At 62.2% G+C, this 14127-nt stretch carries 11 protein-coding genes; 4 read left to right on the top strand and 7 right to left on the bottom strand.

All coding sequences use genetic code 11. The features are described from left to right. Positions 1-286: 286 nt before the first annotated feature. Together LG373_RS11620 and LG373_RS12275 are read left to right on the top strand one after the other, a co-directional pair. Complete coding sequence (locus LG373_RS11620; RefSeq protein WP_225749082.1) at positions 287-1465, top strand: IS110 family transposase; 1179 nt, start codon at positions 287-289, stop codon at positions 1463-1465. Between the two features lie 183 nt (positions 1466-1648). Continuing rightward, entirely contained in the window at positions 1649-1777 is a 129-nt protein-coding gene (locus LG373_RS12275) for a hypothetical protein (protein ID WP_255616301.1), read from the top strand. A gap of 325 nt (positions 1778-2102) precedes the next feature. On the opposite strand, the gene LG373_RS11615 is transcribed toward LG373_RS12275, so the two are convergent. The 6 genes from LG373_RS11615 to LG373_RS11590 all read right to left on the bottom strand — a co-directional run bounded on the left by LG373_RS11615 (position 2103) and on the right by LG373_RS11590 (position 10314). Continuing rightward, the gene (locus tag LG373_RS11615; RefSeq protein ID WP_225749846.1) at positions 2103-3683 is read right to left on the bottom strand and encodes a Cna B-type domain-containing protein; all 1581 of its coding nucleotides are present in this window, start codon (positions 3681-3683) and stop codon (positions 2103-2105) included. A gap of 430 nt (positions 3684-4113) precedes the next feature. Then, entirely contained in the window at positions 4114-5292 is a 1179-nt protein-coding gene (locus tag LG373_RS11610) for an IS110 family transposase (protein WP_225749082.1), read from the bottom strand. Between the two features lie 326 nt (positions 5293-5618). After that, positions 5619-6812, bottom strand: coding sequence for an MFS transporter (locus LG373_RS11605; protein WP_216528754.1), 1194 nt, complete (start codon positions 6810-6812; stop codon positions 5619-5621). Positions 6813-7047: 235 nt separating this feature from the next. Continuing rightward, a complete protein-coding gene (locus LG373_RS11600) occupies positions 7048-7695 on the bottom strand; it encodes a DNA-3-methyladenine glycosylase (RefSeq protein ID WP_114566218.1) in 648 nt (215 codons plus the stop codon). 156 nt (positions 7696-7851) lie between these two features. After that, entirely contained in the window at positions 7852-8511 is a 660-nt protein-coding gene (locus LG373_RS11595) for a cytochrome c3 family protein (protein WP_114566217.1), read from the bottom strand. Positions 8512-8652: 141 nt separating this feature from the next. Continuing rightward, positions 8653-10314 carry an FAD-binding protein gene (locus LG373_RS11590; protein WP_216528753.1) on the bottom strand — a complete coding sequence of 554 codons (1662 nt, stop codon included), beginning with the start codon at positions 10312-10314 and terminating at the stop codon, positions 8653-8655. A gap of 387 nt (positions 10315-10701) precedes the next feature. Between LG373_RS11590 and LG373_RS11585 the strand changes: the two genes are divergently transcribed. Then, positions 10702-12252, top strand: a complete 1551-nt coding sequence (locus tag LG373_RS11585; protein ID WP_225749845.1) for a LuxR C-terminal-related transcriptional regulator — start codon at positions 10702-10704, stop codon at positions 12250-12252. 92 nt (positions 12253-12344) lie between these two features. On the opposite strand, the gene LG373_RS11580 is transcribed toward LG373_RS11585, so the two are convergent. Further along, the gene (locus LG373_RS11580; RefSeq protein WP_114566214.1) at positions 12345-13055 is read right to left on the bottom strand and encodes a peptidylprolyl isomerase; all 711 of its coding nucleotides are present in this window, start codon (positions 13053-13055) and stop codon (positions 12345-12347) included. Between the two features lie 176 nt (positions 13056-13231). Between LG373_RS11580 and LG373_RS11575 the strand changes: the two genes are divergently transcribed. After that, positions 13232-14014: a 4Fe-4S ferredoxin gene (locus tag LG373_RS11575; RefSeq protein ID WP_225749844.1), complete on the top strand. Its 783-nt coding sequence runs from the start codon at positions 13232-13234 to the stop codon at positions 14012-14014. Positions 14015-14127: the final 113 nt, after the last annotated feature.

Genomic DNA, 14127 nt, shown 5'->3' with positions numbered 1-14127 from the left:
GCCTGATCGAGCCATGTTCAAGGGGCTTGGCGGCCCCGGTTGGATTAGCGACCCAGCCAGTCCTTAATCTAATATTGACTTGGCCCTCTGGGCTGCTGGCCGGCCGCCTCCGGATGGCCCTAGTCCCCTGCCTCTCGCGAAGGCCCGGGGGGTGTTGCCACCGGAGGTCGGCCGCCGCGATTCCGGCTGATAGGAACCTGCCGGGCGCATCGCGCGCCACGGCCGAGTAATGTGGTTGCCGAGACGCGGCGAACGGTGCGGCCAGCCGTGTAGAAAGGGTAACACCATGGCCGAGAAGAACGCAACGCTCACGAGCAAGCACGCCGCCTACCTGGGGCTCGACGTCGGAAAGTTCGCCCACTGGGCGTATGCGGTCGACCTCGACGGAGAGGTCCTGCTGAGCAGGCGCGTCGCCAACTCCGAGGGGGAGCTCGACGCGCTGCTGGCCGAGCTTCCCGCAGACACGCTCGTGGTAGTCGACCAGCGCCGCAACATCGGCGCGCTCGCAATCAAGCGCGCGAGGGCGGCGGGAAGGCCCGTCGCCTACCTGCCGGGATCCGCCGAGCACGAGCTCGCCAAGAGCTTCCCCGGGATCGCCAAAACCGACGAGCGGGACGCGCAGGTCATAGCGCGCGCGGCTCTGGGCATGCCCCAGACGCTCCGCCCGGTGCCGGCCGAGGACCCGGCGCTCGACGGCGCCAGGATAATGTCTGCCCAGGTGGCGCAGGTGCAGAAGGACCGCACTGCGTGCGCCAACGCCCTGCACTCGCGCCTGCTCGAGTCGTGCCCGGCATTCGAGGCGGCATGCGAGATGACCGAGCCGTGGTGCGCCGGCATGCTCGCCGAGCTGGGAGGGCCCTGGAACATGCTCGACGCCGGGCGCAAGAGGTTCTGCGCGGCGTCCCGCAAGCACCGCGCCACCCGCGAGCAGCGAGACCGCCTCTGGAACTCGATCTGCGGCGAACGCCCGTCGGAGCAGGCCGTGGCCGCCGAGATGCGCTACGTCAAGCATTTCGCGGGCCGCATCGTGGCAGACAACGAGGCCGAGTCCGAGCTCGAGGACGCGATAGCGGAATCGCTGTCCGACAACGCCGACTTCAAGAACCTGCAGACAATCCCCGGCATCGGGCCGAGGACGGCCATGCAGCTGGTGGTCTCCATCGACATCTCCGAGTTCGGCAGCCACGACAAGCTGGCCAGCTATTGCGGGCTGGCGCCTTCCACCCAGCAATCCGGAACCTCCACCAACTACGACAGGGGGCACCGCGGCGGAAACAAGCCGCTCAAGAACCTGCTGATCTTCTCGTGCAACTCCCTGACCAGGTCGAAGGGCTACTACGGGGAGTATCTAAGGAAATGCCGGGCCAGGGGCATGAAGTACAAGTGCGCGCTCAAGGCCACGGCGAGAAAGAGGATGAAGGTCATCTACGCGGTCATGCGCGACGGGGTGCCGTACTCCGCGTAGCAAGCTCGGGCGCAGGTCGCCGACAACCGCCTCCGCCTTGAAGCCGGGGCGGCGCGTCACCATGCCCGCAGATGGATTCGTCATTGCGGAAATCCCGCCAAATACCTACTTGACGGATTCATAGGAACACCCCCCGATGTATCGTCGCTCGCCGAGTCAGCGAATGCTGCCATCGGAACCGACATGGCAACCAAAATAGCTGCCATTGCCGACGCAGATATTTTCTTTACGCCCTTCCACATCTTCCAGCTAGCCCCCTTTTTATCATTGGAGCAAATCGATGCCGCTCCATCAGTGATGCTAGAATTGTAGCACTCGAATCCTTAGTTCGGGCATAATGTATGGAACGGTCCTGGGCATTGTGCTCGCACTACGAACTCGAACATAAAAAGCGTTACGACACCAAGAAAGCTGCTTCAATGCGAAGTAACGCCGGTTGCAGAAACACCCCTATTCTCAATCCTTTCCCACAAACAGTCGCAGAATGGGTTTGCTAGGTGACTGCAAAAAGGCCAGACAATCGTCTGGCCTTTTTACTTGCGCTTCTCAACCCCAAGCCAAAGGGCCCGAACTCGCCAAACGCGAATCCGAGCCCAAACGCCAGCAAGCGTCTGGCGCCTGCACAGCGAAGCTCGGCTTACGATTCGCCGTGCCGCCGCCTGAAGAAAGCGCACGTCGCAACCGCCCCGGACAGCGCCACAAGCGCGGCAGCATCCGCGTACGCAAAGCCGTCGCCTGTCTTCGGAATTGCCTTGGCCTGCGGGTTTTGGGGCAGGGGGCGCGGAGTCTCGCCGCTTGGAGCATCGGGCTTGGGCGTGGGCTTCGGATCGGGACCAGGCTCCGGATCGGGATCAGGGCCGGGCTCCGGCTCCGGTCCGGGCTCAGGATCGTCCGGCTCGCCCGGAACCACCGGAAGCGCCCTGTTCGTCACCACGATCGAAGGATCCGCATCCGTGCCGTACGCATAGTCCACCTCGAACAAAGCGGCAACCGACGGATCCACGAACGCTTCGCTCACCGTATACGAAAACGGGCGCCCCTGCATATCGGCCTTGGGAAGATTCCTCCACGCCGTTTGCCAGGGAGCAAGCTCGAACTCGTCCTCCATCCCGTCGAGCACAACGGGCGCGCCGTAAGGCTCGCCGTTTCTCAACAGCTGAAACGCAACAGCCGGAAAGTCGTCCGACACGCCCTCCCATACCTTGCGCGCGGGAACATCGATCGTCGACGGCACCACAACAACCACGTTGCTATGCGCGCCGTACCCGTTTATCGTGAACGTCCCCTCGTTTTCGATCGGGTGCCGAGCCTCCTCTTTCAAAACGGCGGAAACCTTCAGCACAACCTCATGAGACGAAGCGGCTTCCGGATAGTTCACGACAAGCTGCGCGAGCTTTTCGCGCGTCAGCGCCGCAGAGACGAACGTCCCCTTGTCACCGCGGTCCTCCTGAACGATAGCGCACTCCTCAGGCGCAAGAAGATCCCCGTCCAGAAAGCACTCCACGCGCTCAACCTGCAGCATAGGATCAACCAAATCGCCCAACACAACCGAATCGTAGGCAATGCGCAGATCAGCAGCCGGCAGGAAGCTGAACGTATACCCCACCGCCGACCCCAACGTCGAGGAAACCTCGAATACAAGCTCATCGCCAGGTTCGGATTCGATACGATCGACACCGTTCACCGTCTTGGAAACAGAGGGGAGCCGATCAAAATACAGCTTGAACGGGGTTTTGCCCCCAAGATGGTTCACGCCGGGAAAGGACGGAGTCGGAGCCGCAGCGTTTCCGCTTTTCCCGTCAACCAGAACCCACCCCTGCGACGTGACCGTGATCAGGTATTCGTCCGATCCCGCCTTGTACTGATGCCGCACGGGAAACATGCCGTCAGGCATGCCCGTCACCTTGAACGTGTACGTGCCGTTCCATGCCAGGCCCTTGAACACCAGGTACCCGTTGTCCGACGACGACGCCACCGCCACCACTGCCCCGGCGTCATCGTACAGCGTGCCCTCCACGCCCAAAGCCATGTTCCCCGGGTCAACCAAAGCAGGTTGGGCTCCCTGCGCCATGACGCAGGCAAAGTACAAGGTCGAGGTCTGCGTCTCTTCGTCGTTCCATTCGTCAGCTTGCGCGGAAACAGCACCGAAGATCGCCGTCCACGCAAAGGACGCGACCACAGCCGCCGCAAGCATGCAGAAAACCTTCTTCAACGCCATCGTTGCCGACTCCTTCGATTCAACCGGCCGCTTATTCGGCCGAGCAACATCGCACATTCCGAATTCGCAAGACGCGCAGCAAGCGCGAAGGGAGCGTGCGAGATCCGAAGCAGCGCAGCCCTCGCATGCGGCAAGCACAGCGTTTTCTGCAACGTCCTGCGCGATGTTGAGGCGCATCCTAGCAAAAATAGCGCAAATCAACAATTAAGAAACCAAAGCATTACCCCAGGCAGACCGCATAAAATAGCCGAAAGTAAGGCAAGGCGAACACGCATTGAAGGCAAAAAAAAAGGGGGGGGGGTGTTCCTATGAATCCGTCAAGTAGGTATTTGGCGGGATTTCCGCAATGACGAATCCATCTGCGGGCATGGTGACGCGCCGCCCCGGCTTCAAGGCGGAGGCGGTTGTCGGCGACCTGCGCCCGAGCTTGCTACGCGGAGTACGGCACCCCGTCGCGCATGACCGCGTAGATGACCTTCATCCTCTTTCTCGCCGTGGCCTTGAGCGCGCACTTGTACTTCATGCCCCTGGCCCGGCATTTCCTTAGATACTCCCCGTAGTAGCCCTTCGACCTGGTCAGGGAGTTGCACGAGAAGATCAGCAGGTTCTTGAGCGGCTTGTTTCCGCCGCGGTGCCCCCTGTCGTAGTTGGTGGAGGTTCCGGATTGCTGGGTGGAAGGCGCCAGCCCGCAATAGCTGGCCAGCTTGTCGTGGCTGCCGAACTCGGAGATGTCGATGGAGACCACCAGCTGCATGGCCGTCCTCGGCCCGATGCCGGGGATTGTCTGCAGGTTCTTGAAGTCGGCGTTGTCGGACAGCGATTCCGCTATCGCGTCCTCGAGCTCGGACTCGGCCTCGTTGTCTGCCACGATGCGGCCCGCGAAATGCTTGACGTAGCGCATCTCGGCGGCCACGGCCTGCTCCGACGGGCGTTCGCCGCAGATCGAGTTCCAGAGGCGGTCTCGCTGCTCGCGGGTGGCGCGGTGCTTGCGGGACGCCGCGCAGAACCTCTTGCGCCCGGCGTCGAGCATGTTCCAGGGCCCTCCCAGCTCGGCGAGCATGCCGGCGCACCACGGCTCGGTCATCTCGCATGCCGCCTCGAATGCCGGGCACGACTCGAGCAGGCGCGAGTGCAGGGCGTTGGCGCACGCAGTGCGGTCCTTCTGCACCTGCGCCACCTGGGCAGACATTATCCTGGCGCCGTCGAGCGCCGGGTCCTCGGCCGGCACCGGGCGGAGCGTCTGGGGCATGCCCAGAGCCGCGCGCGCTATGACCTGCGCGTCCCGCTCGTCGGTTTTGGCGATCCCGGGGAAGCTCTTGGCGAGCTCGTGCTCGGCGGATCCCGGCAGGTAGGCGACGGGCCTTCCCGCCGCCCTCGCGCGCTTGATTGCGAGCGCGCCGATGTTGCGGCGCTGGTCGACTACCACGAGCGTGTCTGCGGGAAGCTCGGCCAGCAGCGCGTCGAGCTCCCCCTCGGAGTTGGCGACGCGCCTGCTCAGCAGGACCTCTCCGTCGAGGTCGACCGCATACGCCCAGTGGGCGAACTTTCCGACGTCGAGCCCCAGGTAGGCGGCGTGCTTGCTCGTGAGCGTTGCGTTCTTCTCGGCCATGGTGTTACCCTTTCTACACGGCTGGCCGCACCGTTCGCCGCGTCTCGGCAACCACATTACTCGGCCGTGGCGCGCGATGCGCCCGGCAGGTTCCTATCAGCCGGAATCGCGGCGGCCGACCTCCGGTGGCAACACCCCCCGGGCCTTCGCGAGAGGCAGGGGACTAGGGCCATCCGGAGGCGGCCGGCCAGCAGCCCAGAGGGCCAAGTCAATATTAGATTAAGGACTGGCTGGGTCGCTAATCCAACCGGGGCCGCCAAGCCCCTTGAACATGGCTCGATCAGGCTGGTTTCTACTGTAATGGGGGGTTCGGACGAAGTCGACCGCTAGCGGGCCTTGGCAGGCTTTCTGTCGTAAGCGAAGACCACGCCCGCCACGACAACGGTCATAACGGCTAGGAAAGCCAGGATATCCGAAAAGGAGCACATGCCCACCAGCACGCCCATGACGATGCTCAGCGCAGACGTGCCCGCATACGCGGTCAAATTGATGGACGAGATAATGGCCGACGTCTCGGAAACATCCACCGCCAGCAGCAACATGCGCAACGTTGTGGACACGCATATCCCCATGGACAGGCTAAACGCCACCGCCGCCAGCAGAAACGCCGCCTGGAATCCAGCCGCCAGAAGAAGCGCCAGCAAAACAGTGGAGACGGCGAACAGCAGCACACCCGCTTTCAAGGCGGTCATAGGGGCCAACCGCGCCGTCAGCGGGCCGCCCAACGCGCTCGGAGCCATAGCGCATGCCAACACAAGGGAGGCGGTCAGGGTCGAATCGGCGGCAAAGCACTCCACGGAGAGCGGAGCGGAAAACGACTGGAAGAAGGTCCCTACGCTCCAAGTGGCAATGTAGACGCACCCGGAAATCAAGAACAGCATCCGAGCCGAGCGGGGAACCAGCACGTGCACTTTCGTTGCCGCCCGCCACGAAACCCGCTTCTCGAGCGGCTCGGGAACCAGCGGCAAAAGCAAAGCGATCAACGCCAAAACGGCGATCATTGCCCCGTACACAATATCGGTGCTGGTCGTGGCGCCATAGAGAAACCCCACGCCAAGCGAACCCAGCATGATGCCCACCATCGATCCGCAACTGGCCATAGCCGAACCCCAGCCCATCCGGTAATCGGAAATGCAATCGACGATAAGCGCGGAAACGGCGCTCATAGCCAAACCGCCGGCAACTCCTTGCACGAACCGCGCGGTCAAAATAGCGCCGGCATCGGCGGCGAACAGGAACAACGTGCAGCCAGCCACCGCCAACAGCAGTGCAACGAATGTCGTAGCTTTGCGGCCAAGCGCGTCAGACAAACGACCCGCCAGCAAAAGCGTCAAAATGACGCCGCCCAAATAAGCGAGCATCGTGAACGAGATCTCGGTATTCGTCAAGCCAATGGTCGTCTGGTACGTCGCGTACAGGGGAATGGGAACAGCCGTGGAGGCGAATACCGCGAAGAACGCCGCCGTGGCAACGAAGAACCCGCGAAACGCTTGGCCTTTCGATAGCGACCGCCTTTTCATGCGCCCTCCCCCGTTGCTAAAACCCGAAAACATCCCCTTGAAATCACGTGACCCCGCGCCATTATAGAAGCGTGTTGCGCCTGATAGCAAGCATAATTTGCAATCCAAGAAAAAGAGATGTCAACAGGATCGAAAAACAAGGCTCACCGCCAAGCCAAAGTCGACGGAAAGTCGCAAACCGGCTCGCCATCGGCACCCGAACCGAAGGGCGCATGGAACAGAAAGGCCCGGCTCGCTACCCCTTCTTCCCCTTCGGAGCCCAATCGCGCAAACCGGGAACCGCGCCTCCGGCTACGGCCCATAAATACAAGCTGGCCACGCTTCCGTACGGAGAATACCGACGCCGATACCTCGCGAACAGCTGAGGCGTGATGCGGCGATGGTGGTGCACCATGCGCAGACCGCGCTGAATGGCCAGATCGCCGTAGCTCATGATGTCGGGGCGCTGCATGGAAAACAGCATGAGCATCTCCGCCGTCCACACGCCGATGCCGGGAAGCTCCGAAAGCCGCCGGCACACCTCGTCGTCAGGCAGGCCGTGCAGCTCTTCCAGATCGATCTCGCCAGCCAGCACGCGCTCGGCGGCGCTCTTGATGTAGCCGGCCTTGCGATACGTGATCCCTACCGACTGCAACTCGTCTTCCGAGCGCAAGGCAATGATCTCCGGAGACACCGTACCAAAGGCATCTAACATGCGGTTCCAAACGGTTTCCTGCGCCTTGGTCGATATCTGCTGCCCCACGATGCTGTTCACAAGAGCGGCGAACAAGTCCGGGTGAACCTCGCGCTCGATATGCCCGACCGCCGCGATGACCTCGGCCATCCGCGGGTCGCGCGCGGCTAGGTACGCCGTTTCTTCTTCCCCGTATTGAAACACCGGCATGGCCGTCCCTTCGTCGTTGTTCCAACCAGTATAGCAACCCTGCGCAACGCGAAAGACCCGGCCGAGGGAGGAGGCCGGGTCTTCGACTATCTTGTGGGCGACGGGGAGGGAGGGTTGCCGTCCACAAGCGGATATGCTTGGTTGCTTCCCCGCCGGCTACTCGCGCAGCTCGTGGCAGGTGCCGCACTCGAACGTGCCGCGATGGTGACACTGAGCGCAATACTTCATTGCGTCCTTTTCGAGCGCCTTCGAATGGTTGTTGTGGCAGCTCGTGCACGTCGGCGGATTCGCGTCATGCTTCTGACCAGCGGGAATATCGTGAGGATTCACGGTGGTACCCTTATCGTCGGTCAATGCCTTGGAATCGGCGGTCTTAGCCGCAACATCGGCCATCGTGCCGTGGCACGACTCGCACGTAGCGGGGTCGACCGTAACGACGGTCGCCTTCGTGGACGTCTTGTCGCCGAACTTCACGTCGGCATGCTCGGTCTTCAGAACGTCCTGCTCGGTATGGCACTGAACGCAGGTCACGTTCTGAGCCCCGTGCGCCGCGCCCTGCGGGCAAGCGGCATCGGTAGCGGACTCGGCCTCAGCCGTATGGCACATAGAGCAGTCGGACTCCATGGTCCAGTTGACGGGCTGTCCGTCCATAGCCGTCGCGCCGGAGTCCTTGTCCTCGGATTGCGCGGGGGCCTGCGAAGCCTCCTGCGGCGCGCAGCCGGCCAGCGACCACATAGCGGCCGCCAGCGCGAGGACGACGCCGAGGACGGCGAGCACGACAAGACGCTTGTCGGCGGTGTGTGCTTGCACGGTCATGCGTTACTCCTATCTCGTCTTGAAAGCTCCTCGAAGGGAGCGGTCGTTCATCCAGCCCCGCCGCGCAAAGCGGCAGGGCCGAACCAAGAACCGGCGGGCGCATCCGGGGAGGACGGCGCCCGCGCGATTGCTACAGGAATGCTACTTCGCGTCCCATGCGTCCAAACCAGCAGCATGGCGAGCGGAGATACGGCCCCACACCTGGTTCTCGGCGTTGTTGCCGCCGGTGATGCCGTAGCTGTGCGCCTGGAAGTTGCCGAAGCAGCCCGCCGCGTACAGACGCGGGATGGGGTTGCGCTGCGGATCCAGCACCTGGGCATGCTCGTTCTTCATGGGGCCGCCCAGCGTGGAGCAGGAGCCGGGGTACACCGAGATGGCGTAATACGGGCCGCCGTCCAGGGCCACGAGGCTCTTCGCCGCGCGATCGAAGCGCGCATCCTTGCCGGCCGCGCAGAAGCCCTGGTACTCCTCGAACGTGGCCTTCAGGGTATCGACATCCATCCAGTGGTCGAATTCCTTGATCTTCTTGCCAAGCTCCTCGATGGTGTCGGCCTTGATGATCCAGCCCTTTTCCACCTCGGCCTTGTTGTCCTGGCTCCAGCCGTCCCATGCGCGCACGGAATCGGGCAGGTCGGAGGCGAAGTTGCCGCACTCGAAGAAGTCGCCCTGGCTGGTGGACAGCTTGCCGGCGTCGAAGCAGCTCTGGTCGAAGATGCACCACGTGGGGATGCGATCGTAGTCGTCGATGGCATCGTCGAAGTGCAGCAGCGTGTGCCAGCCGTTGTGCGGCGAGCCCATGGCCGTGTCGTCCACGAAGCGCTTGCCCAGACGGTTCACGTTGAAGTAGCTGAAGCCGGGCATGAAGTACAGGATGGAGAAGTCGTTCTCCGGGTCGCGCGTCCACATGGAGTACATGGAGATGACCATGTCCATGTGCCACAGCTTCGCTCCCACGTCCTCGACCATCTTGATGCCGTCGCCGGTGTTGTACTGCCAACCCTCGAACTTGAAGGGGTAGCACTTCAGGTACTCGTTCTTCAGCTCCTCGTTGAACTCGAAGCCGCCCAGCGTGAGGATAACGCCCTTGCGAGCCTTGACCGTCTTCTCCTCGTTGCCGATCATCGTGTACGCGCCGACGATCTCCTTGGTCTCAGGGTTCTGGATGAGACGCTCGTCATGGCAGTCGAAGAACAGCTGCACGCCCAACTCTTCGCGCTTGGCGTCGAGTTCGTGGAAGGACAGCATGCCGAAGCCGTCGACGGAGGACAGCTTGCAGGAGCCCTCGTAGGCGTTGTCGTCCAGGAAGTAGTACTCGGGAATGGCGCCAGCCAGCGCAACCTCGGTCACTTCGTAGGTCATGCCGTACTTGTCGGCGTACTCGGTGTTGCGAGCGCACTCGTTGACCCAAGCGTCGATCATCGGCTCAGGGGTCTTGCCGTGCGTGAAGGACTTGATGTACTTCTTGAAGCGATCCTTCTCGCTCTCCTCGACGATGGTCCATTCGCCGTTGTTGATGGAGCTGTTTCCGCCGCCGCGCTCGGGAGCCTTCTCCAGCACGATGACTTCCTGGCCGCACTCGTCAGCGCCGATGAGCGAAGCCCACATGCCCGCTCCGCCGTAGCCGATGACCAGAAGATCGCACTCGTAATCCCAATTCTTGGGCATCCAGTCGCCCGCTGCCGCGCCCGTAGAACCCGAAGCGCAACCGGCCAGCGCAGCGGAACCCGCCACGGCGGCAGCGGCAACGCCAGCGCCCTTCAGGAACGAACGACGGGAAACTCCGCCCTCCATGCCATTGCTCATACTGTTCCTCCTTCTCGGTGGAACGGGCCCCTCCGTTTGAGCACCCGTCCTTACTCGCCAAACTGTACCGAGGGATGGCCCCCTCGCGCATCTGATGGGCTGTCGGATTTTGCGCGTGCCTTCCGATGATGAATAGGATTTTGCAGGTCAGCAGCCTATCGGATTGTCAATCCGATAGGCTCGCGGGGTACAATTACGTATGATGAGTGCTATCATTTTCACGCACGCTCATGCACACGGGAGAGGGACGCGGACGTACTGCCGCGCCCGTGGCGATAACCACCGGGGAGAGACTATATGCCGCACCGCACGAAACGCGAAGACGATCGCCGCGTCGCAGACGCTTGCGATACAGCGAAGCCGTCGCAACAAGAAGCCGGCCGGACGTTGCGGCAATCGGAAGGCGGCCTTGATGCCGCAGAAGCGGCGAAGGACGCCCTTACCCTTGACTACCTTGTTACCATCATCGGATTCGGTCTCTGCCGCGCGTGGATCATTTTCTGCCTGGGAGCACCTTTGGTTGCGGGCGCAACCGCTTCGCTGCACTGGATGTATCTGGTGTTCGGAGCCTTGAGCGCGCTCATCGTTTCGTTCGCGGTGAACCGACAGGGAAAGCACGAGAGCGCCGTTCGCGTCGGAATGTTTCGAATAACCCCGTTTGCACTGCTGGCGAGCGGCCTGTTGATCCCCCTTGCCATCTGGATCGACAACGAAGCGCTCATCGCTTTGGGTTTCGTGGCGGGCGGACTTGGAGCAGGCCCCCTGCAAGTGCTCTGGGGCGATCGCTTCGCCGGGCATCCCACGCGATTCGCCGCGTTGGCATCGCCGGCTGCAGCGATCGTGACGGCACTGGTAACAGCCATGTCCACCGACAACACCAGCTTCGTCGGATTCGCCGTGATTCCGCTGCTTTCGTTCGGCCTTCTGATGTTCGAGGCGAACCGAACGGGCTGCTCTTGGCGAACCCTTGTTGAAAGCGCGGGCAAGCCCCATGGAGAACCCACGCCCGACGCGCCTGCCGAACCATGCGAAACCGCAGGCAGCAGCAGCGAACGGCATCAGATGGGCCTGGGCGTTGGCAAGCTCATGTTCTCCATCATGACGTTCTCGTTTCTCTGTCGTCTGTTCGACGCCGCGCCCCGGCAAGACGATCCGTTCGCGTTCATAGGCGGCAGCGCCATATTCGCGATCATCGTGGTTGGCGTGGTGTTCTTGGGAATCGTGGCCAAGCTCAAGGACAAGTTCGACCCCTCGCTCACCTATCGACTGTCTCTGCCCATCATGGTGGCGGGCTTCGTAGCCATCGCGCTATTTGTCGACACGCATGCCGCTGCGTCCATCCTGTTGATCAACATAGGATACGAGTTTTTCGACATCCTTGCCTGGATCCTGTTCGCCGACGTATCGCGCCGCAAGAACGAGAACGCCCTGCATATTTTCGGCCTGGGCGTAGCGTTCATGTTCGTTGGCATGGCGCTGGGGAACCTGGCGGGAGGCGTTCTCAATCCGCTTGTTGCCGACGGCAGCGTTCAGATCACCGCGGTGGCCATGTTGGCAACGCTGTGCCTGGTGATCGTGGCGTTCATGGTGCTGCCTGAAGGCGTGATCACGCAGCTTTCCGGCACGATGCGCTCGGGACGCAAGGACAGGGAGCCCGAAGGCCCGCGTCCGGACAACGCTGAGAAATCCGCCGAAGCAGAGGTTTCCGGCCGCCTGGAATCGCGCTGCGCCGCCGTAGCGCAGGACTTCGGCCTGACGCCCCGCGAAAGCGAGGTCATCGTGCTGCTGGCCTACGGACGAACGCTGTCCATCATCGCGCGCGATCTGCAGATAGCGAAGGGTACGGCGCGCACGCACATCGAGAACATCTACCGCAAACTCGACGTGCACAAGCAGCAAGAACTCATTGACCTGGTAGAAGGCTACGAGATCGGCTGACGAACCAGAAAGCGGCGGGGCGGGACGGAAAGATCGACGATCCTCCTGTCCCGCCCCGCCGCTTCGCTTGCCCCGACAATACTCAAGCGAATTTACGCCTGACCCTCCACGGGAAGACCGTCGGCTTCGACGACATCTTGACTTTGAGCGGCAGCTTCGTTTTCCGCACGTCGACGCTCCAGCTCTTCAAGCACTTCTCGAGCCGATTTCGGCCGAGGCGTTTCGTGGGAGATGGCCTCTGCCAACGCATCGTCGTCGGCGCCTTCGATGACGATGCTCTTGATGATGTCGCCGATGGTCAGCTGCTCGACCACGTCCAATCCTTCGACGGTCTGCCCGAACACGGTGAACTTATCGTCGAATTCCGGCTGCTCGGACAACGAGAAGTAGAACTGGCAGCTACCTGAATTCGGCTCGGACTTATGAGCGAAGCACAGGCTTCCTAGCACATGCTTGTTGTTCGGGTTCGTTTCCCATTCGTCGACGATAGTGTAGCGAGCATCTCCGGTGCCGGGATGAATGCCGCGGATCAAGCCGCGCGCTGCAGAATCCACCTGAGCCGGACCAAGCGTTCGCGTGGTAGGGCACCCGCCCAGAACCACAGAGCCGGGTTTGTGCGCGTGAAACTTCAAGTTCTCATAGAATCCGCGTGCCGCAAGCTCTATGAAGTTGCCCGTCGTCACGGGAACGTCTTTGCCGGCAAGCTCAACGCGAATCGTGCCGCGCGAAGTCTCTATAACTGCAACCTCGTTGCCATTGGGAAGATAGTGCGGGGTGTATACAGGCAAGACGATTCGTCCCATATCGGTTCCTCCTAGTATCGCTTGAATCAAGTGCAAGCTCCATGATACCTACGCCCCATTTCACCGCATCAGATGGAGCATCGTATTTTGCCGAAGAACAAGGCGGGAGACGCGCCCGGTCACATGCAGAGGCGAAAAGGAGTATCATCGAAAGCTCCGAAAAGAGAGGAGCCGCTATGCCATCGATCGTACGCGCCGTGTATTTCAGTCCCACGCACACTACCAAAGCCATCGTGCGAGAGGTGGCAAGCGCGCTATCGGCACCGCTCTCGGCCACGATCGAGACCACGGACCTCACGCTGCCCCGCCAGCGCCCGACCGACGTTTCGTGCAATGCCGACGACGTGCTTGTATTCGGGTTCCCCGTATACGCCGGGCGCGTACCCGTGCTATTGCGCGACGAGTTCGCACACTTGGAAGGCCACGGCACGCCCGCCGTGATCGTAGGGTTGTACGGCAACCGCCACTTCGACGACGCCCTTCTGGAAGCCGCCGACCTGCTGAGCGAACGGGGGTTCAACGTGGTGGCCGCAGGCGCGTTCATCGGCGAGCACTCGCTCACAGCCCGTGTGGGAACCGGACGCCCCGACAGTGCCGACATCGCCGTCGCGCAGCGTTTCGGCGCGCAGATGGGAGCGCGCCTGGCACAGTCGCGCAGCGTGCCCGAGCCCACCATCGAAGGCAACCGCCCGTACCGGGAGCTCAAGCCCGGCGCCGACGTACGCCCGATCACCACGGACGCATGCACGAATTGCGGCGTATGCGTCGCGTGCTGCCCGCTTGGTATCATCGACGAGGACGATCCTGCGCTCGTAGACGCCGGGTGCCTTCACTGCCGCGCCTGCGTCAAAAGCTGCCCCGAGGACGCGAAGTACTTCTCAAGCGAACCCACCGACCGGCTGATAGCCATGCTGGAATCGAAGTGCCTCGAACGAAAAGAGCCGCAACTGTTCTGGTAGAACGGAAGCCTCCGCCCCACCGCAAGGCCAACGTGCATTCGCAACAAGAATTGATCGACCTGCTGGAACAAGAAAGCAACCGGGAGAAGTAAGGTCAAGCCGTCACAAGCTTC

The organism is Paraeggerthella sp. Marseille-Q4926 (genome assembly GCF_916618935.1).
Lineage (GTDB): Bacteria > Actinomycetota > Coriobacteriia > Coriobacteriales > Eggerthellaceae > Paraeggerthella > Paraeggerthella hominis.
The sequence above is the reverse complement of the archived record's forward strand: the minus strand, read 5'-3'. Positions and strand labels throughout refer to the sequence as shown.